Here is an 18,635-nt window from a genome sequence, read left to right on the forward strand (position 1 = left end):
TGGCCATCCGCCACGAAAAAGGGAACCTTCGTGAAACGACGCTTCTGGTCCGCCATGGGCCTGCTCGCCGCGATCATGCTGGCCGTCTACCTGGCGAATCCGTTCGGCACCGCCAGTCTCGACCCGCGCGCGCGGATCCTCGGCGTGGCGCTGTACAAGATCCCTTCACGCTCGATGGAACCGACCTTGCAACAAGGCGACTTCATCCTCGCCAACGCCGCGCGCTACGCCTTCGCCGAACCGCAGGTCGGCGACCTGGTGGTGTTCCGCTTCCCGCCGCAGCGCAGCATCGCCTATGTGAAGCGCATCGCCGGAATACCCGGCGATCGCGTGCGAATCGATGGCGGCCGGCTCTACGTCAATGACCGCCCGGTGACCGAGCCCTACCTGGCGCAGCAGGCGCTGCGCCAGCCGGACTCCCTGCGCATGGCCGAGCGGAGCGTCCCCGCCGGCCACTACTTCATGCTCGGCGACAACCGCGACAACTCCAACGACAGCCGCTACTGGGGCTACGTACCGCGCGCCGACCTGGTCGGCCGGGTGTTCGTCGTCTGGTATGCCGAGGACACCCGGCGCATCGGCTCGGTGCGCTGACGCCCCTCAGAAGAACTGGGTGACGCTGATCTTGGCGTTGCGTCCCTGGCTGTAGACCAGGTCGCCGCCCAGCGGCTGGCGGTAGGAACGGTTGAACAGGTTGTCCACGGTGAAGTCGATGCGGGTGTCCTTCAGGCCCAGCTTGGCCGGGACCCACTCGGCGAACAGCCGATGGGTGTCGTAGCTGTCGTTGGCCGCGTGATCCCAGTAGATATCGCCGAAACCGGCACCCATCCCGCCGCTGTAGCGATCGCTGGGCAGGCGGTCGGTCTTGCGCACGAACTCGCCCTGCCAGCCGAGCCTGGCGTCCCATTCCGGAACCTTCAGGCCGAGCATGGCCACCCACTTCGGCGGCGGGATGTCGCGCGCCCACACGTTCGGTCCCCAGGGGTTGCTGTAGGCGCCATCGTGCTTGCCGGTCATCCACGAGTAGGACAGGCTGCCGAACACCCGCTGGCTGTCGTAGAAGCTCTCGATCTCGAAGCCCTTGATGGTCAGGCCCGGCAGGTTGCGGTAGTTGCTCAGCGGCAGCAGGTCGCCGCAACTGCCGCCGATACTGCCGTTGTCGATCGACTGTTGGCGGCAGCCGACGCTGCGGGTACGGAAGATCTCGTCCTTGATGCGGTTCTGGAACAAGGTGGTACGGATCTGCAGGCTGTCGCCGGCCACCAGCAGGTCCGGCAGGTTGATCACGCTGCCGCCGCGGATCGCGTGGATGCGCTCGGCGTCCAGGTCGCGGCTGCTGCCGCCGATGGTCGAACTGTTCTGCACTTCGTACTGCTCGTCGATCACCGGCGCTCGCCAGGTCTGGGTGTAGTCGGCGAAGAACGCCAGGTTCGGCGTCGCGGTCCAGAACACCGACAGCCGCGGCGACCAGCCGGAGTAGGTCTGGGCGCGATAGTCATGGCCGAGGCTGGGATTGTGGTAGATCGGCGCCAGGTTGGCCTGGCCGTCGTTGCGCACGCTGTCGAAGCGCATCGACGGAGTGATGGTCAGGCTGCCGTAGGTGATCGCATCCTGGATGTAGAAGCTCTGCGTGTCCTGCTTGCCGGCCGGCATGAATGCCGGTTGCAGCCAGCCGTAGTTGTAGCGCGGGGTGTCGTAGGTCTTGCCCGGCATGTGCATGAGGATGTCGCGCTTGTGCTTGTGCAGCACCGCGCCCAGGGTCAGCTCGTGCTGTAGCGCTGCGGTATCGAATCGGCTGGTGTTGCGCAGTTCCAGCACCTTGTCCCGGTACTCGGTGCGCATCCGCTGGCCGCCGGTGGCGAGCTGGTAGAAGGCGCTGTCCTCGCGACGGTCGAGCTGCTCGGTGCGGGCGTCGGAATAGCTCAGTTGCAGGTCGATCCAGGGATTGTCCAGCGGATGGTAGTTGTACTTGCCGGTCCAGGTGGTGTCGGTGGTGTCGCGGTGGGCCAGCAGGCGGGTCAGGCCCAGCTCGTAGCCGTAGCGGTTGATGGTCCACTGGCTCGGCGGAGTCGGATAGCTGCTGGCGGAGAACGGCGTCCAGCGCGAGCTTTTCGAGCGCAGGTAGGTGAAGCCCAGGTCGTGCTCCTCGGTGGGGTGCAGGTTGAGCTTGAACAGGCCGGTCTTCTCGTCCTGGGCGCTGTTGGGCAGGCGCTGGGGATTGACCGGATAGTCCTTCGGCGACAACGGCAGGTTATCGGCCAGCTTCATGTCGCGCCCGTCGCGGCCGTTGAGGTAGACCAGGGCATCGACGCGGCGGTCCTGGCTGCGGCCGAACACGGCGCCGGAATAGATCTTCTGCTGGTCGTTGGAGTGGTAGCCGTACTTGAGCATGGCGCCGACGTCGCGGTCTTCGCGCAGCAGGTCCGGGGCGTCCTTGGTCTCCATGTGCACGGTGCCGCCGAAGCCGCCGTTGCCGGTGAACACCGAGTGCGGCCCCTTCTCCACCTCGATGCGCTTGATCATTTCCGGCTCGATGAACACCGTGCCCTGCTGGTAGCGTTCGAAGCCGCTCTTCTGCGCGCCGTCCAGGGTGTAGGGCACATCCTCGGCGTCGCCCAGGCCCCAGATGTTGGTGGTCTGCCCGCCCGGCTTGGGCGAGCCGCCCATGGTCACCCCGGGCAGAGTCTGCAACAGGCTGGGGATGTTGTCCGCCTGCTGCCGCTCGATATCGCGCCGGGTCAGGGTGGAACGCCCGACGTTGCTGGCATCCACCTCGCGACCGTTGCCGACGATGGTCTGCGCGTCCAGTTGCAGGGCGTTGTCGCTGTAGGCATCGACCTGGCGCCGGCGCACCACGTAGCCGCCCCCCGCCTCCACCAGTTCCAGATCGGAACCGGCCAGCAGCCGTTCCAGCGCCTCGCGCACCGCGTAGCTGCCGCTCAGTGCCGGTGCCCGCAGGCCGCGCAGGAGCGACTCGTCGAACAGCACCTGGACCTGCGCCTGCTGCGCCAGGCGCGTCAACGCGGCGGCCAGCGGCTGCGCCGGCAGGTCGAAGCGTCGTTCGGCGGCACTGGCGCCGGCGGCCCACAACGCGGCGCCGAGCACGGCGGCGGAACACAGCGGACGCCAGGCGGCGCGGGTGAAAGGCAAGGTCATGCTGGAACTCCCAAGTGACTGCTGGAAATCGCCGGCAGCGGCGACGGACAGCAGAGAAGACGCGAGAGGGAGAAAAACCCGCATATGCGAATGAAAAATATTTTCATTAATGACACCGGCGCGGCTCAGCGCGCCAGGATCAGCACCTCGCCGTCGGCCTGCGCCTGCACGCGCACCGGCAGCAGCGCCGGCAGGGCCAGGAGGAAGTCGTCCGGACGGGCGATGCGCACGCTGCCGGAGACGCGCTTGCCGGCCAGGCCGGCGTCCACCAGGCGGATCGGCGCAAGCCGGTAGCGCGACAGTTCCGCCACCAGTTCGCCCAGTGGTTTGTCGCGGAACACCAGTTGCCCGTCGCGCCAGCTGGCGACCTGTTCCGGCGCCACGTGGCCAAGCCGCAGGCGCTGGTCGGCGAGGTCCAGGCGGGCGCTGTCGCCGGCCAGCAGCACCTGTTCGCCGTCCTTTTCCAGCGACGGCCGCAACGCCACCCGCCCCTGCTTGACCGCCACCGTGAAGGCCTGCGCGTCGCGCCGCACGCTGAACTGGGTGCCGAGCACGGTGACCCGGCTGTCGCCGCTGGCGACCCGGAACGGCCGGCTCGGATCGTGGCTGACCATGAAGAACGCCTCGCCCCTCTTCAGCAGCACGTCGCGGGTATGCTCGGCGTAGCGCACCTGGACCTGGGTATCGACATCGAGGAACAGCCGCGAGCCGTCTGCCAGCAGCACTTCGCGCTGCTCGCCGGGCGCCGTGCTGTAGGCCAGGTTCGGTCCGAGCATCTGGTCGCGCCAGAACAGCACGCCGACCAGTGCCGCGCAGAACACGAAGAAGACCGCCGCCAGCGCCCGCGGCAGGCGCCAGGCGGAAGCCTGCGCGGATACCCCGTCGAGCGCGGGGCGCGGCAACCCATCGAATTCGCGCCAGAGCCGCTCCATGCCGTCGAGCGCTTCGCGATGGCGCGGATCGGCGCGCAGCCAGGCATCCAGCTCCAGCCGGCAGGCGGCGCTGAAATGCGCGGAACGGCGGCGGCTGAACCAGTACGCGGCGCGCTGGTCGATGTCCAGTTCGGCTTCCTCGCCGAACAGCGGCTCCACCCGCTCCGTCGGTTTCATCCTTCGCCTCCCTGGCCGAGGCGCCGCTTGCAGTGCAGCAGGGCGCTGGCGATGTGCTTTTCCACCATGCTCAGGGAAATTCCCATGCGCGCGGCCACTTCGGCCTGGGACAGGCCATCGAACTTGTGCAGGACGAACGCCTCGCGGCGGCGCGGCGGCAGGTCGGCCAGTGCCGCCGCGAGGTGGCTGAGGCGCTGCTGGTGTTCGAAGCGCTCGCCCGGCCCGGCCACCTCGGCCTCCGGCACGGCACGCTCGTCGTCAGCCGCCGGCCGTTCGAGGTCCTGGCCACGGCTCTGCTGCCGGCGCCAGTGATCGCGCAGGAGATTGCGGGCGATCTGGAACAGGAAGGCGCGCGGCTGTTCGACCGACTGCCGGCCCGGCCACTTCAACCACTGGGCGAAGGTATCCTGGGCCAGGTCGGCGGCGTCCGCCGAGCTGCCCAGGTGCCTGCGCAGGAAGCGCAGCAACTCGCCATGGAACGCCTGATAGGCATGCGAGACGGAACCACGGAAACGCTCATCCATCCGTGCCTCCCCCGGCGGCGCCCCCCGCGCCGTTGACCCGCTGCAACACCTCGCCTCCCCGCTTCCGTCGGATACGGAAGTCCCTTCGCAAATATGCGAATGATAATACATATCATTTCATAAAGGTAAGGAGGAGGGACGGACGTGGCTCAGCCGGCGCGGAAGATCAGGTAGTCCTCCCAGTCGTCCTCGGCCACCTGGCTTTCGCTGAGCATGCGGCCGGACTGGGAAATGCGCTCCTTGTGCACCTGTTCCGGATCACCGCAGACCAGGTGGTGCCAGAGCGGCAGGTCCCGGCCCTCGGCCACCAGGCGATAGCCGCAGGTCGGTGGCAGCCACTGGAACTCGTCGGCCTGGGCCGGGGTGAGCTGGATGCAGTCGGGGACGAAGCGGATGCGCTCGGCGTAGTTGGTGCAGCGGCAGGTCTGCAGGTCGAGCAGCTTGCAGGCGATGCGCGTGTAGTAGACGCTGCCGTCGTCCTCGTCCTCGAGTTTCTGCAGGCAGCACAGGCCGCAACCGTCGCACAGCGACTCCCACTCGTCCTGGTCGAGTTGGGCGAGGGTCTTGCGTTTCCAGAAGGGTTCGACTTTGGCGGCCATGGCATCGGGGGCAGGTGAAAAGGCGCGATAGTCTAGACCCCCGTCTCTCCCAGGCCAAGCGCCGGCCGCCGCGTGGCTACTTGAGGTAGGAACGCAAGGCGGTCACCACCAGTTCCAGGTCCTCGCGGCGCTGTTCCGCGCTCGCCTGCTCGGCGCCGAGGTGTTCGCGGATGTGCCCCTCCAGCACTTCGTTCATCAGGCCGTTCACCGCGCCGCGGATCGCCGCGATCTGTTGCAGCACCGCCGCGCATTCGCTGCCCTCTTCCAGCGCCTGTTCCAGCGCCCGGGTCTGCCCGGCGATCCGGCGCACCCGCGCCAGGAGCTTCTTCTTCCCATGGATGGTATGGGCCACCGCTTTCTCCTTAAGGTACTATACTGGGGTATAGTATATTTTCGACGTCTCGACAGGACAGTAGCAAATGCCCGGCACCCCGACTACCCAGCCTCTGCGCCATTCCCATCGGTTCGACCGGGGCAACCCGCTGGCCGAGCGCAATACGCGCTGGGCGGTGCTGCTCACTGCCAGCATGATGGTCGCGGAGATCGCCGGCGGCTGGCTGTTCAACTCCATGGCCCTGCTCGCCGACGGCTGGCACATGAGCTCCCATGCCCTGGCCCTGGGTCTGGCGGTGCTCGCCTACGGCGCCGCGCGGCGCTACGCCAACGACCCGCGCTTCAGCTTCGGTACCTGGAAGATCGAGGTGCTCGGCAGCTACACCAGCGCCCTGCTGCTTCTGCTGGTCGCCGGACTGATGCTCTACCAGTCGGCCGAACGCCTGCTCGCGCCGACGCCCATCCACTATGAACAGGCGATGCTGGTCGCCGCGCTCGGCCTGCTGGTGAACCTCGCCTGCGCCTGGCTGTTGCGCGACGGCCATGCCCACCATGGCCATGCGCATCATGCCCACGACCACGACCACGACCACGACCACGACCATCATGCGCACGGGCACGACCTGAACCTGCGCGCCGCCTACCTGCATGTGCTGGCGGACGCCGCCACCTCGCTGCTGGCGATCGTCGCGCTGGCCGGCGGCCTGCTGTGGAACGCAGTCTGGCTGGACCCATTGATGGGTATCGTCGGTGCGGTGCTGGTCAGTGTCTGGGCCTGCGGCCTGATCCGCCAGAGCGGCCGGATATTGCTGGATGCGCAGATGGACGCGCCGGTGGCCGCTGAAATCCGCGCGGCGATCGCCAGCAGCCCGCTGCCGGCGGAATTGCTCGACCTGCACCTGTGGCAGGTCGGCCAGGGCAAGTACGCCTGCCTGCTGAGCCTGCTGACCACCGCGGAAGGCAGCGCCGATTACTTCAAACGGCGCCTGGCCGAACACGAGGAACTGGTGCACATCACCGTGGAGGTGAATCCCCTGCTCCCGGCAGCGGCCGCCTGAACCCGAGTGGCTCAGTAGCCGCGGGCGAAATCCACCTCGCCGCGCATCGCGGTACCGGCCCAGAAGCGCGTGAGGTTGTCACGGAACAGCTCGACCATCACCCCGGGCAGCGTCGGCGCGGCGGTATGCCCGGTCAGCAGCAGGCGCGGGGTATGCCAGAACAGGTGGTTGGCCGGCAGCGGCTCTTCGCGGCAGACATCGATCACCGCGCCGGCCAGCTGGTTGTTCTCCAGCGCCGCCACCAGGTCGGCGTCCACCACCGCCACGCCGCGTCCGGCGTTGATGAACAATGCCGAGGGCTTGAGCCGGGCGAACAGCGCGCGGTCGTAGATGTCGTGGGTATCGGGGGTGTCGGGCAGCAGGTTGATCAGGTAGTCGGCGGTCTCCGCTAGGCGCCCGAGGTCATCCAGCGAGCCCATGCGGTTGAACGGCACCAGCGAGCGCGGATTCTTCGCCACGCCGCTGAGGTCCATGCCGAAGCCCGACAGGGTGTGCGCCACCGCCTGGCCGATCTCGCCGGTGCCGACGATCACCACCTGGCGGCCACGCAGCCCGCCGGGCGTGCGGCTGTCCCACTGCGTACCGACCTGGCTGGCCAGGCGGCCAAGGAACTGGCGCTCGTGGGCGAGCATGTAGGTCAGCAGGTATTCGCTCATGACCTGGCCGAAGATGCCCACCGCCCGCGTCAGGCTGTAGTCCTTCGGCAGGTCGGCGGCCAGCAGCGGCGTGATGCCCGCCCAGGTCGACTGGACCCATACCGGATGCACGCCCTGGCGCAGCATCTGCGCCACCAGGTCCGGCTGGCCGAGCCAGACGGAGCACTCGCTGGCGGCATCGACGAGCGCCAGGGGGTCATCGCCCGCCACCACCTTCAGGCTGGGATCGGCCGCCATCAACAGCGCGGCATAGAGAGCATGGTCACGTTCGAGAATCAGCAAGCGCATGGGTCACACTGCCAAGCCGGGCAAGGGCTGGCGATCAGGCCGGTGAATATTGTTCTTTCATGCATCACGGCTCCTGGAGGGAAACCCCTCGAGAGCAGCAGGATTGGCGCTGGTAGACCACGGTGGTTGCCAGGGGTTCCGCTATCGTGCGACATCTTGCGGACATCATGCACCGACGGACCAGCCTTGCACAGAGCGGGGTTCACGTCGTGAACGTGGCGCCGGGAACCCGGCGCCAGCGGGGTGCGACTCGCCTCAGAGCGGGTCGTTCATGCGCAGCAATTCCTCGGGGAGATGCTCGATGTATTCCTCTTCGCCCGGCGGCATCTGCAGGTGGAAACCCTGCTTCTCGATGTTTTCCAGGACCTTGGCGACATCTTCGCGGGCCAGTTGGCGTTCGGGCGTGAGGAGCAGGTCGAAGACGTGCTGCGGCGCGCCGAATGGCACCAGCAGTGCCTCGGGCACCCGGCTCAGCGCCTCGCGCTTGTCGACGTAGAGGTACATCTCGTTCTTGCGCGGACTCTTGTAGACGGAACAGATGCGTTTCATGCGCTCTCCAGGGCATTCAGCAGGGCCTGGCCCATGCGTTCGCGGCGCCAGCCGCGCAGGGAATCGGGCAGTTCGTAGGGACCGTGGGGATAACCGCTCTTGAGCAGTGCCTCGAGGATCTTCTTGCGCAGCATCAGTTCAGGCGCCATGCCCAGTCGCTCCGCCTCGCGCTGGCCGATGGCGCGCAGGTTCTTCAGCAACGGCGTGACTTCCGGCGGCAGCGGCTCGGGCAGCGCCTCCGGCCACTCGCTCTGCGGCAAGCGGGCGGCCTCGGCGATCAGCTCGATGAGGAAGTCGCCGTCCTGGCGCACCGTGCGCGGATGCATGTCCTCGATCGCCGCCAGGTCAGTCTTGTTCTTCGGCAGCAGGCGCGCCAGCGGCCACAGGGTACGCTCGCGCAGCACATGGTTGCGCGGCCGGTTGCGCAGGCGCGCCTGCTCCTCGCGCCAGGCGCACAGTTCGCGGAGCACCGCCAGCTGCTGCGGGCGCAGGCGCCAACCCAGCTTGACCTCGCGATAGGCCTCGCGCGGATCGCTCTCGCGACACAGGTTGGCAACCAGTTCGGCGCCATCCTCCAGCAGCCAGGCGCGCTTCTCCTCGCTCAGCCGCGCGTCCAGGGCCAGGTAGACCTGGGCGAGGTGCTGGACGTCGTCGGCGGCGTAGCGCATCTGCATCTCGGTGAGCGGCCGTTGCAACCAGTCGGAACGGGTCTCGTCCTTGGGCAGGTCGATATCCAGCACCTCCTTCACCAGCTTCGAGTAGCCCATCGAGTGAGCCATGCCGAGGTAGGCGGCAGCCAGCTGGGTATCGAACAACGGCACCGGCAGGCTGCCGGTCAGGCGCAGGAACACCTCGAGGTCTTCGCTGCAGGCGTGCAGCACCTTCACCACCCGCGGATCCTCGAGCAGTTCGGCGAAGGGGCCCCAGTCCCGGACCAGCAACGGGTCGATCAGCCACTCCCGCCGGCCATCGCCCACCTGCACCAGACCGGCCGCGGGATAGAAGGTATCGACGCGCATGAACTCGGTATCGAGCGCGAGGTACGGCTGTGTGCGCCATTCCCGGCATTGCTGCGCCAGGCTGGCATCATCGCGGATCCACTGGATTTCGGGCGCGGTCACGAACATCTCCTTGGTCAAGTGCGGCGCATTATATAGAGCCCGGCGCCCGGCGAGCATTCCGCTCGGCACCGCGCTTGCCGATGAACGCGGCGAATGTCCATACTCCGCGCTTTGTCCGACAATCCGAACAAGGGAACTGCATGAAGAAGCTCAGCGGAATCATCGTCCTCCTGCTGGCCGGCGCGGCGTTGTACCTGGCGCTGAAAGCCAGCCCGATCGACCCGCTCGCCTGGGACGCACCGGCCGCCCCGCCGATGACCGGGGTCCTCGAGCCCAACGACACCCTGATGAAGGCCGAGCTGCTCGGCCAGGGCCAGGTGGATGGCCCCGAGGATACCGCGGTGGACAGCCAGGGGCGGGTCTATGCCGGCCTCGCCGACGGTCGCGTGGTGCGCCTGGACGGCAGCGGCAAGGTCGAGACCTTCGTCGACACCGGCGGCCGTCCGCTGGGCATGGACTTCGACGCCGCCGGCAACCTGATCCTCGCCGACGCCTGGAAAGGCCTGCTGCGCATCGATCCGCAGGGCAAGGTCGAGACCCTCGCCACCGAGGCCGACGGTGTCCCGTTCGCCTTCACCGACGACCTCGACATCGCCAGCGACGGCCGCATCTACTTCAGCGACGCCTCCAGCAGGTTCCACCAGCCCGACTACATCCTCGACCTGCTCGAGGCCCGACCGCACGGTCGCCTGCTGCGCTACGACCCGGCCACCGGCAAGACCGAGGTGCTGCTCGAGGACCTCTACTTCGCCAACGGCGTGGCGCTGTCGGCCAACGAGGACTTCGTGCTGGTCAACGAGACCTACCGCTACCGCATCACCCGCTACTGGCTCAAAGGCGAGAAGGCCGGCCAGCACGACGTGTTCATCGACAACCTGCCGGGCCTGCCGGACAACCTCCAGGGCGACCGCAAGGGCACCTTCTGGGTGGCCCTGCCGACCCCGCGCAAGGCCGACGCCGACTTCCTCCACCGCCACCCCTGGCTGAAGGCGCAACTGGCCAAGCTGCCGCGCATGTTCCTGCCCAAGCCGACCGCCTACGGCCTGGTCATCGCCATCGACGAACAGGGCAGGATCGTGCGCAGCCTGCACGACACCAGTGGCCACCACCTGCGCATGATCACCTCGGCCAAGCCGGTGGGTGACTACCTGTATTTCGGCAGCCTGGAAAACGACCGGATCGGCCGCCTGGCGATTCCCTGAGCGGCGTCGCGACAAAAAAAGCCCGGCGCGAACGCCGGGCCAAGCCAATCGGACAAACATCCCGAGCTGGAAGGATCATGGAGCAACATCTCGGAACGTCCCGATTCTGCCCGGGTAGACAAAGGCCACGCTGCCGGGCGAGGCTGATGACCGCGTAAGAATCTTCCTCGCCTGCCCTCAGCGCTTTCCGCCCTCCGTCCCGCCACCGGCCCGGGTGACGGGCCGAGGCTCGCGAGGCATGATCCCTACCTCTGCCATTGGCATTGCTTTCCGACCCAAGGAGTCCGAGATGTCGTCCGCCCAACTGCTGACCGCGCAACAACTGGCCGCCCGTCTCAACGAACCCGACCTGCTGCTCCTCGATTGCCGCTTCGCCCTCGAGGATCCTGCCTACGGCGCTCGCGCCTATCAGGAAAACCATATTCCCGGCGCTCATTTCGTCGATCTCGAACGGGACCTTTCCGGCCCGGTGCACAAGGGCGTGACCGGCCGCCATCCGTTGCCGGACGCCACCGGACTGGCGCTCAAACTGCAGGCCTGGGGCCTGCGCGAGGACAGCCAGGTGGTGCTCTACGACGACGGCCCCGGCGCCTTCGCCGCGCGCGCCTGGTGGCTGCTGCACTGGCTGGGCAAGCGCGCCGGGGTCTACCTGCTCGACGGCGGCCTGGCGGCCTGGAAGGCCGCGGGGCTGCCCCTGACCAACGGCGAAAGCAGCGTCCATCCCGGCGACTTCCAGGGACGGCCGGACGATTCGCTGCTGATCGACGCCGCCACCCTGCAGGCGCGGCTCGGCCGCGCCGAACTGGCGCTGCTCGACGCCCGCGCGCAACCGCGCTTCCGTGGCGAGGTGGAGCCCATCGATCCGGTCGCCGGGCACATTCCCGGCGCGCAATGCGCCGCCTTCACCGACAATCTCGGCAGCGACGGCCGCTTCCTCCCGCCGGAGCAACTGCACCAGCGCTTTTCCGCGCTGCTGCGCGGCCGCTCGGCGGAAAACCTGGTCGCCTACTGCGGCTCCGGCGTCACCGCCTGCCACAACCTATTCGCCCTGAGCCTCGCCGGCTTCCCATTGCCGCGCCTGTACGCCGGCTCGTGGAGCGAATGGATCACCGACCCGCGGCGCCCGGTCGCCACCGGCGACTGAGGTCATTTGCCCGGATGCGGCTGACGCCACGCCGGGCACCGTTCCGCAGAACCCGCAGCGCCTTCCGCGGCGCTTCGCCGCGGGACAGGCCGAAGCGGCGCCCCTCCTCCCGCTTCTTGCGGTGCAACTCGAGTCGCGCCGCGGCGTAGACCCGGCGGGTTTTCCGCCGTGGCCCCACCCAGGAGACGTGGGACGGCGCGGACAGACCGGCAACGAGGCGCAGCCTGCGCAGCGCCTGATGTCTTCGCGGCCTGCACAAGCGCGACAAGGACCGGGCGGTTTAATTGCCCACAGGCATATCAGGGCCTGGCTAAAGCTGGAAACAATTTAAAAACAGTCCTTTACAGCTGACTTGTTTCACTACACTTCAAGTCAGGCGGCTAAGTCCGCTATCGGCGGGGTCATCGGATATAGAAGCTGCCAAACTGCCCGGCCCCGCCGATCCACTTTGCGCGAGGCCGTCATGGGTATTTCCGCCAACGATCTGTGCCAGCACGTCATACGCCCGACCCTGGACTACCTGTCCTGCCACAGCCCCGCCGCCGAAGCGCTGCTGCTGGGGGCGGCGGCCTGCCAGTCGGCGCTGGGCAGCGCCCTCGACGACCGTCGCGGCCATGGCCTCTACCGGATCGCCGAGGAACGCCACCGGCAGCTCTGGGACCACTATCTGGCGCATGACCCGGAACGTGCCAGCCGGGTCCGTGGCCTGGCCAGCCAGCACGCCTTCCTCGCCGCGCCGCACCTGGAACTGACGGTCAACCTGCGCTACAGCACGGCCATCGCCTGGCTGCTGGTGGAGTCCGCGCAACTGCCGCTTCCCGCCCCGCACGACCACCTCGCCCAGGCCCGCGTCTGGCGCCAGGTGTTCCAGCCGCACGGGCGCCTGCATGACTTCGTCGACGCCTGGCAACGCTGCATCGGCAGCCTCAGCCGGGTCGCCTGAGCGTCTGATGGGGAAACCCCACGTCCGAAACAGACCAACCGGTCAGAAAATTTTTTACATACAGACACGAACGGTTGCGCTACCTTCGCTTCACTGGCACCGGTGCCGACCGCTCTGTTCCGCACCCTGCGGAACTTCGGAAGACTGGCGCCGGTCTGGGAATCTTGGTAGTTTGCGCGCCGTTATACACAGGAGTTGCTCCAACAATGAAAACAATATGGTTTAAAACCTCTCTCGCACTGACCATTAGCGCTGTCTCGACCTACACCCTCGCCAACGGCATCGCCATCAACGAACAGAGCGCCAGCGGCGCCGGTACCGCCTACGCCGGCCGCGCCTCGTCCGCCCTGGATGCCAGCACCATCTACGGCAACCCGGCCGGCCTGTCCAAGCTGAAACGCACCGAAGTCAGCGGCGGTCTGGCGATCGTCAAGGCCAAGGACGACATCAGCCAGGCCCACAGCACCGCCCAGGGCAGCAACAAGGGTGACTCCGTGCCCCTGGCCGCCGTACCGTTCGGCTACTTCTCCACGCCGATCAACGAAGATTTCACCTTCGGCCTGGGCATCTACGTGCCCTACGGCATCATCAACGACTACGAAAACGGCTTCATGGGCAGCTCCCACGGCTCCTACAGCAAGGTGCAGGTGATCACCGTGCAGCCGACCATCGCCTGGAAGATCAACGACAAGGTTTCCGTCGGCTTCGGTCCGACCTTCAACCGCATCGACGGCCAGTTGAAGAACACCCTGGCCACCAACGCCCTGAACGGCGGCAACGGCGATACCAAGATCAGCATCAAGGGCGACGACACCGCGATCGGCTACAACGTCGGCGTGATGGTCGACCTGACCGACGACACCACCTGGGGCCTGACCTACCACTCCAAGGTCAAGTACCACCTGGGCGGCAATACCGAGGTGAAGAACTCCCCGGCGTTCCTCGGCCTGAACGGCAAGTACGACGCCAAGCTGGACATCACCCTGCCGGAATCGGTGGATACCTCCATCACCCACAAGTTCGACGACAAGTGGACCGGCTACGTCGGTGCCGTGTGGACTCGCTGGAGCCGCCTGGAAACCCTCGACGTACGCAATTCCGGCCTGCCGGCCGGCCCGATCGGGCAAAACTTCCAGACCCTCAGCGAAGACCTGAAGTGGCGCGATACCTGGTCGTTCTCGGTGGGCACTTCCTACCAGGCCACCCCGGAATGGGTGCTGCGTACCGGCTTCGCCTACGAGCCGTCGCCGACCACCAACGAAGACCGCAACGTGCGCATCCCGGTGGGCGACCGCAAGGTCTTCACCCTGGGAGCGGGCTGGTCGCCGAACCAGGACCTGACCGTCGACGTGGCCTACGCCTACCTGTGGGAAAGCACCGCCAGCGTCAACCAGTCGGCCAAGTCGATCGGCCCGATCGACATCCAGCCGGCCTACAGTGCCAAGTACGACAACAGCGCGCATGGCCTGACCGCCCAGGTCACCTATCGCTTCTGATCGCACGCGCTAACGAAGAAGCCGGGCCCTTGCCCGGCTTTTTCATGCCTGCCCGACCCTCAGGGCTGGCTGGCGATGGCCTTCTCGATGGCGGCCTGGAGCTGCGGGTCGTCCGGGGTGGTCTTGCTGGAGAACTGCGCGACCACCCTGCCCTGGCGATCCACCACGTACTTGTAGAAGTTCCAGCGCGGCGCCTGGCCGCTCTGCTCGGCCAACTGGCGGAACAGCGGAATCGCCTCGTCACCGCGCACGTGCTGCGGCTGGGTCATGGCGAAGGTCACGCCGTAGTTGCCGTAGCAGATCTTCGCGGTCTCGGCGGTATCCGCGGCTTCCTGCTTGAAGTCGTCGGAAGGTACCCGAGCACTTCCAGGCCCTGCCCCTTGTAGCGCTGATAGAGCGCTTCCAGCCCCTTGAACTGCGGGGTGAAACCGCAGTGGCTGGCGGTGTTGACCACCACCAGCGGCTTGCCGGCGTAACGCTGGCAGAGATCGATGCTTTCCTTGGAACGCAGCTTGGTCAGCTGGCCCTGCAGCAGTTCCGGGCAATCGGCGGCCCAGCCGCTCAGCGGCAGCCCGGCGAGCGCCAGGACGGACAACAGCACGCGAGGTTTCATGGAATGGCTCCTTGGCGACGGATGTCCCAGCTTACCCTTCCCCGCGCCTATCGCCACCTATCAGCATGCGCCCATGCCCAGCTCCAGCAGCGCCATTCCGCCACGCTGCCAGCCCCACCAGGCCAGTCCCAGCAGCGCTCCGGCGGCGAGCAGCCAGGCCAGCTTCATGTCGCGCCTCCGGCCGCCTGCAGGCGCGCCACCGGGCGCTCGCGCACCGGCCAGTTGAGCAGCGCGGCGAGCAGGCTGAGCAGGATCGACAGTTGCCAGACCAGGTCGTAGCTGCCGGTGCGGTCGTAGACCACCCCGCCCAGCCAGCCGCCGAGGAAGGCGCCGAGCTGGTGGAAGAGGAACACGATGCCGCCGAGCATCGACAGGTTGCGCACGCCGAACAGGGTCGCCACGGTGCCGTTGGTCAGGGGCACCGTGGACAACCACAGCAGCCCCATGGCCACGCCGAAGGCATAGGCGCTGTAGACGCTCAGCGGCAGCCAGAGGAACAGCCCGATCACCGCCCCGCGCACCAGGTACAGCGCGGTCAGCAGGCGCGGCTTCGACCAGCGCCCGCCGAGCCAGCCGGCGAAGTAGGTGCCGAACACGTTGAACAGCCCGACCAGCGCCAGCACCGTGGTGCCGACCTGCGCCGGCAGGTGCTGGTCGACCAGGTAGGCCGGCAGGTGCACGCCGATGAACACCACCTGGAAGCCACAGACGAAAAAGCCCAGCGCCAGCAGCCAGAACCCGGAGTGCGAACAGGCCTCGCGCAGCGCTTCGCCGAGGCGCTGCTCGTGCCCCTCGGGCGGCAACGGACGATCCTTCATCAGCCCGGCCAGCGGCACGATCAGCGCCACCAGCAGGCCCAGGGCGAGCAGGGCCGAGGACCAGCCGAGCCAGCCGATCAGGCCGAGGGTGCCGGGCAGCATGGCGAACTGGCCGAAGGAACCGGCGGCGCTGGAGATGCCCATCGCCATGCTGCGCTGCTCCGCCGGCACTGCGCGGCCGACGGCGCCGAGGATCACCGAGAAGGAGGTGCCGGAAAGGCCCAGGCCGACCAGCAGGCCGGCGCTCAGCGACAGCCCGCTGGCCGATTCCGACAGCCCCATCAGGAACAGGCCGACGGCATAGAGCAGCCCGCCGACCAGCACCGCCCGCGCGGCGCCATGGCGATCGGCGAGCGCCCCGGTGAAGGGCTGGGCCAGGCCCCAGACCAGGTTCTGCAAGGCGATGGCGAAGGCGAACACCTCGCGGCCCCAGCCGAAGTCGGCGCTCATCGGCGCGAGGAACAGGCCGAAGCCATGTCGAACGCCGAGGGACAGGGCGAGAATCAGGGCTCCGGACAGCAGGATCCAGAAGGCGGCACGCGGCATGGGTCGCTCCATCTACGGGTATATACCCGCTTTGTCGTGAACGAAGCGCCTCGGCGAGAGGCTTCGTCGGTTGTCAGTCCAGTCGCTCCAGTTCCACCAGCAACGCCGCCAAGGCGCCGCTGCGCTCCTCGCCAAGGCGCCCGGCGAGACGCCGCTGCGCGTCTTCCCAGGCCGGCGTTCCGCGCTCCAGGGCATCCAGCCCGGCAGGCGTCAGCTCGACCAGGCGGTTACGCTGGTCCTCGCCGCCGGCCAGACGCAACAGGCCTTCGTTTTCCAGCACCCGCAGGTTGCGGCCGAGGGTGCTGCGGTCGAGCCCCATGGCTTCGGCGAGTTCGGAAATGCTCGGCCGGTCCAGGCGCTGCAGGTGCCGTAGCAGGGAAAACTGCGCCACCTTGAGGCCGGTATCGGCCAGCGCCTCGTCGTAGAAGCGGGAAACGCTGCGGGCGGCGCGACGCAGTTTGGTACAGAGGCATTGGGTCGGTAGCATGGATGCGTGTATATACCCGCACCTTCCGGCGGTCAAGCGGATTGTCCGAACTGCCAGCGCCGCCTGTTGCCCCTGCCAAGGCCGGACGCCGGGCGCTGGCCTATAACTCGCGCTGTCAGCGGCAAGCGGGACCACCCGCCGCCCTTCCATCCATCGCCGAGGTAGCCATGCCCGTTTACAAAGCCCCGCTGCGCGACACGCGCTTCCTGCTCAACGAGGTCTTCGATTTCCCCGCCCACTACCGCGACCTGGTCAACGGCGCCGAGGCCACGCCGGACATGGTCGACGCGATCCTCGGCGAGTGCGCGAAGCTCTGCGAGGAAGTCATCGCGCCGCTCTACCACAGCGGCGACGAGGAAGGCTGCCACCTGGAGAACGGCGAGGTACGCACGCCCAGGGGCTACAAGGAAGCCTACGAGGCCTATGTCGCCGGCGGCTGGCAGGGTCTCTCGCACCCGGTGGAATACGGCGGCCAGGGCCTGCCGATGAGCCTCGGCGCGCTCAAGCAGGAGATGATGGGCACCGCCAACTGGCCGTTCTCCATGTATCCCGGCCTCTCCCTCGGCGCGATGAACACCCTGATGCAACATGGCACCGAGGAGCAGAAGCAGACCTACCTGACGCCGCTCACCGAAGGTCGCTGGGGCGGCACCATGTGCCTCACCGAGCCGCAGTGCGGCACCGATCTCGGCCAGGTGAAGACCCGCGCCGAGGCCAACCCCGACGGTAGCTACGCGATCAGCGGGACGAAGATCTTCATCTCTTCCGGCGAACACGACCTGACCGAGAACATCGTGCACATCGTCCTCGCCCGCCTGCCGGACGCGCCGAAGGGCACCCGCGGCATCTCCCTGTTCATCGTGCCCAAGTTCCTCCCCGGCGCAGGTGGCTCCCTCGGCCCGCGCAACGGCGTGAGTTGCGGCGCGCTGGAGAAGAAGATGGGGATCAAGGCCTCGGCCACCTGCGTGATGAACTTCGACGACGCCACCGGCTTCCTCATCGGTCCGCCGAACAAGGGCCTGGAATGCATGTTCACCTTCATGAACAGCGCCCGCATCGGCACCGCCATCCAGGGCGTGGCCACCGCCGAGCTGGCCTACCAGGGCGCCCTCGCCTACGCCCGCGAGCGCCGCTCGATGCGCGCGCTCTCCGGGACCAAGGAACCCGGGCAGGTCGCCGACAGCCTCATGCACCACGGCGACGTGCGGCGCATGCTGCTGACCCAGAAGGCCATCGCCGAGGGCGGCCGCGCCCTGGTCTACCTGGCGACCCAGTACGCCGACCGGATGATCCAGGGCATCCTCACCAGCGACGACGCCGAATACGCCCGCTGGGACGACAAGCTCGGCTTCCTCACGCCGATCCTCAAGGGCTGCCTGACCGAACTCGGCCTGGAGAGCGCCAACCTCGGCATGCAGGTGTTCGGCGGCCATGGCTATATCCGCGAACATGGCATGGAGCAGATCGTCCGCGACGCGCGGATCGCCACCCTCTACGAAGGCACCACCGGCATCCAGGCCCTCGACCTGCTCGGACGCAAGGTCCTACTGATGACCCAGGGCAAGGCCGTGCGCGACTTCACCAGGGTCGTGGCGCAGTTCGCCATCGACCTGCTGAAGAACGAACCGCGGATGCGCGGCCGCGCCCTGGTGCTGCTCAAGCTCTGCGCCCAGTGGAACCTGCTGACCCTGCGCATCGCCCTGACCGCGCGCAAGCAGCGCGACCTGGTGGGCACCGCCAGCCACGACTACCTGATGTTCTCCGGCTACGCCACCCTGGCCTATTCCTGGGCCCTGCAGGAAGCCGCGGCGCGCCGCCGACTGCGCCTGGGCGGCAGCGAATCGGCGGACTTCTACAAGGCCAAGATCGCCACCAGCGACTTCTACTTCGCGCGTCTGCTGCCGCGCGCCAAAGGCCACGCGGCGGCGATGGCGAAACCGGTCGGCTCGATCATGGACCTGAAGAGCGAGCATTTCGCCTTCGACTGACGCGC

At 67.5% G+C, this 18,635-nt stretch carries 17 protein-coding genes and 1 pseudogene; 7 read left to right on the plus strand and 11 right to left on the minus strand.

Annotation, left to right across the window (positions count from 1 at the left end):
* Positions 1 to 54 precede the first annotated feature (54 nt).
* Positions 55 to 594, plus strand: a complete 540-nt coding sequence (gene lepB, locus B7D75_RS18645) for a signal peptidase I (RefSeq protein WP_003150053.1) — start codon at positions 55 to 57, stop codon at positions 592 to 594.
* Positions 595 to 600: 6 nt separating this feature from the next.
* Here lepB and hxuC read toward each other — a convergent pair whose 3' ends face one another.
* The 5 genes from hxuC to B7D75_RS18670 all read right to left on the minus strand — a co-directional run bounded on the left by hxuC (position 601) and on the right by B7D75_RS18670 (position 5,740).
* Positions 601 to 3,156 (minus strand): heme receptor HxuC, encoded by a 2,556-nt coding sequence (gene hxuC, locus B7D75_RS18650; RefSeq protein WP_107114307.1) that lies wholly within the window; start codon positions 3,154 to 3,156, stop codon positions 601 to 603.
* Between the two features lie 125 nt (positions 3,157 to 3,281).
* Positions 3,282 to 4,265, minus strand: coding sequence for a FecR family protein (locus tag B7D75_RS18655; protein ID WP_033998910.1), 984 nt, complete (start codon positions 4,263 to 4,265; stop codon positions 3,282 to 3,284).
* Positions 4,262 to 4,789 (minus strand): RNA polymerase sigma factor, encoded by a 528-nt coding sequence (locus B7D75_RS18660; protein WP_012076575.1) that lies wholly within the window; start codon positions 4,787 to 4,789, stop codon positions 4,262 to 4,264. The genes B7D75_RS18655 and B7D75_RS18660 overlap by 4 nt, the downstream gene beginning before the upstream one ends.
* A gap of 149 nt (positions 4,790 to 4,938) precedes the next feature.
* Entirely contained in the window at positions 4,939 to 5,388 is a 450-nt protein-coding gene (locus tag B7D75_RS18665) for a YcgN family cysteine cluster protein (RefSeq protein WP_012076576.1), read from the minus strand.
* Between the two features lie 76 nt (positions 5,389 to 5,464).
* Positions 5,465 to 5,740, minus strand: a complete 276-nt coding sequence (locus B7D75_RS18670) for a metal/formaldehyde-sensitive transcriptional repressor (RefSeq protein ID WP_003082658.1) — start codon at positions 5,738 to 5,740, stop codon at positions 5,465 to 5,467.
* A gap of 67 nt (positions 5,741 to 5,807) precedes the next feature.
* On the opposite strand from B7D75_RS18670, the gene dmeF reads away from it, so the two are divergent.
* A complete protein-coding gene (gene dmeF / locus B7D75_RS18675) occupies positions 5,808 to 6,779 on the plus strand; it encodes a CDF family Co(II)/Ni(II) efflux transporter DmeF (protein WP_107114308.1) in 972 nt (323 codons plus the stop codon).
* Between the two features lie 11 nt (positions 6,780 to 6,790).
* Here dmeF and B7D75_RS18680 read toward each other — a convergent pair whose 3' ends face one another.
* From B7D75_RS18680 to rnd, 3 genes are all read right to left on the minus strand, one after another.
* Entirely contained in the window at positions 6,791 to 7,723 is a 933-nt protein-coding gene (locus tag B7D75_RS18680) for a D-2-hydroxyacid dehydrogenase (RefSeq protein ID WP_034079977.1), read from the minus strand.
* Positions 7,724 to 7,978: 255 nt separating this feature from the next.
* The gene (locus tag B7D75_RS18685; protein ID WP_003082651.1) at positions 7,979 to 8,272 is read right to left on the minus strand and encodes a YcgL domain-containing protein; all 294 of its coding nucleotides are present in this window, start codon (positions 8,270 to 8,272) and stop codon (positions 7,979 to 7,981) included.
* Positions 8,269 to 9,393: a ribonuclease D gene (rnd, locus tag B7D75_RS18690; RefSeq protein ID WP_079986073.1), complete on the minus strand. Its 1,125-nt coding sequence runs from the start codon at positions 9,391 to 9,393 to the stop codon at positions 8,269 to 8,271. The genes B7D75_RS18685 and rnd overlap by 4 nt, the downstream gene beginning before the upstream one ends.
* 140 nt (positions 9,394 to 9,533) lie before the next feature.
* Here rnd and B7D75_RS18695 point away from each other — a divergent pair, with 140 nt between their 5' ends.
* The 4 genes from B7D75_RS18695 to B7D75_RS18710 all read left to right on the plus strand — a co-directional run bounded on the left by B7D75_RS18695 (position 9,534) and on the right by B7D75_RS18710 (position 14,178).
* Positions 9,534 to 10,595, plus strand: a complete 1,062-nt coding sequence (locus B7D75_RS18695; protein WP_012076580.1) for an SMP-30/gluconolactonase/LRE family protein — start codon at positions 9,534 to 9,536, stop codon at positions 10,593 to 10,595.
* Between the two features lie 289 nt (positions 10,596 to 10,884).
* Positions 10,885 to 11,739: a sulfurtransferase gene (locus tag B7D75_RS18700; RefSeq protein ID WP_107114309.1), complete on the plus strand. Its 855-nt coding sequence runs from the start codon at positions 10,885 to 10,887 to the stop codon at positions 11,737 to 11,739.
* Between the two features lie 463 nt (positions 11,740 to 12,202).
* Entirely contained in the window at positions 12,203 to 12,682 is a 480-nt protein-coding gene (locus B7D75_RS18705) for a hypothetical protein (protein ID WP_003151189.1), read from the plus strand.
* 206 nt (positions 12,683 to 12,888) lie between these two features.
* Entirely contained in the window at positions 12,889 to 14,178 is a 1,290-nt protein-coding gene (locus B7D75_RS18710; RefSeq protein ID WP_012076583.1) for an outer membrane protein transport protein, read from the plus strand.
* Between the two features lie 59 nt (positions 14,179 to 14,237).
* Here the strand turns inward: B7D75_RS18710 and B7D75_RS18715 are convergent.
* From B7D75_RS18715 to B7D75_RS18725, 3 genes and pseudogenes are all read right to left on the minus strand, one after another.
* Positions 14,238 to 14,791, minus strand: a pseudogene (locus B7D75_RS18715) (glutathione peroxidase).
* 164 nt (positions 14,792 to 14,955) lie between these two features.
* Entirely contained in the window at positions 14,956 to 16,155 is a 1,200-nt protein-coding gene (locus B7D75_RS18720) for an MFS transporter (RefSeq protein ID WP_107114310.1), read from the minus strand.
* A gap of 73 nt (positions 16,156 to 16,228) precedes the next feature.
* A complete protein-coding gene (locus tag B7D75_RS18725) occupies positions 16,229 to 16,678 on the minus strand; it encodes a MarR family winged helix-turn-helix transcriptional regulator (RefSeq protein WP_107114311.1) in 450 nt (149 codons plus the stop codon).
* Between the two features lie 131 nt (positions 16,679 to 16,809).
* Here B7D75_RS18725 and B7D75_RS18730 point away from each other — a divergent pair, with 131 nt between their 5' ends.
* Positions 16,810 to 18,630 (plus strand): acyl-CoA dehydrogenase C-terminal domain-containing protein, encoded by a 1,821-nt coding sequence (locus tag B7D75_RS18730; RefSeq protein WP_012076586.1) that lies wholly within the window; start codon positions 16,810 to 16,812, stop codon positions 18,628 to 18,630.
* The last annotated feature ends 5 nt before the right edge of the window (positions 18,631 to 18,635 follow it).

The sequence above is a fragment of the Pseudomonas paraeruginosa genome, assembly GCF_003025345.2.
GTDB classification, from domain to species: domain Bacteria; phylum Pseudomonadota; class Gammaproteobacteria; order Pseudomonadales; family Pseudomonadaceae; genus Pseudomonas; species Pseudomonas paraeruginosa.

Bases quoted from the DNA above. Each gene is read 5' to 3' on its own strand.
- lepB (WP_003150053.1), top strand. From the start codon at position 55: ATGGGCCTGCTCGCCGCGATCATGCTGGCCGTCTACCTGGCGAATCCG.
- hxuC (WP_107114307.1), bottom strand. From the start codon at position 3,156: ATGACCTTGCCTTTCACCCGCGCCGCCTGGCGTCCGCTGTGTTCCGCC.
- B7D75_RS18655 (WP_033998910.1), bottom strand. From the start codon at position 4,265: ATGAAACCGACGGAGCGGGTGGAGCCGCTGTTCGGCGAGGAAGCCGAA.
- B7D75_RS18660 (WP_012076575.1), bottom strand. From the start codon at position 4,789: ATGGATGAGCGTTTCCGTGGTTCCGTCTCGCATGCCTATCAGGCGTTC.
- B7D75_RS18665 (WP_012076576.1), bottom strand. From the start codon at position 5,388: ATGGCCGCCAAAGTCGAACCCTTCTGGAAACGCAAGACCCTCGCCCAA.
- dmeF (WP_107114308.1), top strand. From the start codon at position 5,808: ATGCCCGGCACCCCGACTACCCAGCCTCTGCGCCATTCCCATCGGTTC.
- B7D75_RS18680 (WP_034079977.1), bottom strand. From the start codon at position 7,723: ATGCGCTTGCTGATTCTCGAACGTGACCATGCTCTCTATGCCGCGCTG.
- B7D75_RS18685 (WP_003082651.1), bottom strand. From the start codon at position 8,272: ATGAAACGCATCTGTTCCGTCTACAAGAGTCCGCGCAAGAACGAGATG.
- B7D75_RS18695 (WP_012076580.1), top strand. From the start codon at position 9,534: ATGAAGAAGCTCAGCGGAATCATCGTCCTCCTGCTGGCCGGCGCGGCG.
- B7D75_RS18700 (WP_107114309.1), top strand. From the start codon at position 10,885: ATGTCGTCCGCCCAACTGCTGACCGCGCAACAACTGGCCGCCCGTCTC.
- B7D75_RS18705 (WP_003151189.1), top strand. From the start codon at position 12,203: ATGGGTATTTCCGCCAACGATCTGTGCCAGCACGTCATACGCCCGACC.
- B7D75_RS18710 (WP_012076583.1), top strand. From the start codon at position 12,889: ATGAAAACAATATGGTTTAAAACCTCTCTCGCACTGACCATTAGCGCT.
- B7D75_RS18720 (WP_107114310.1), bottom strand. From the start codon at position 16,155: ATGCCGCGTGCCGCCTTCTGGATCCTGCTGTCCGGAGCCCTGATTCTC.
- B7D75_RS18730 (WP_012076586.1), top strand. From the start codon at position 16,810: ATGCCCGTTTACAAAGCCCCGCTGCGCGACACGCGCTTCCTGCTCAAC.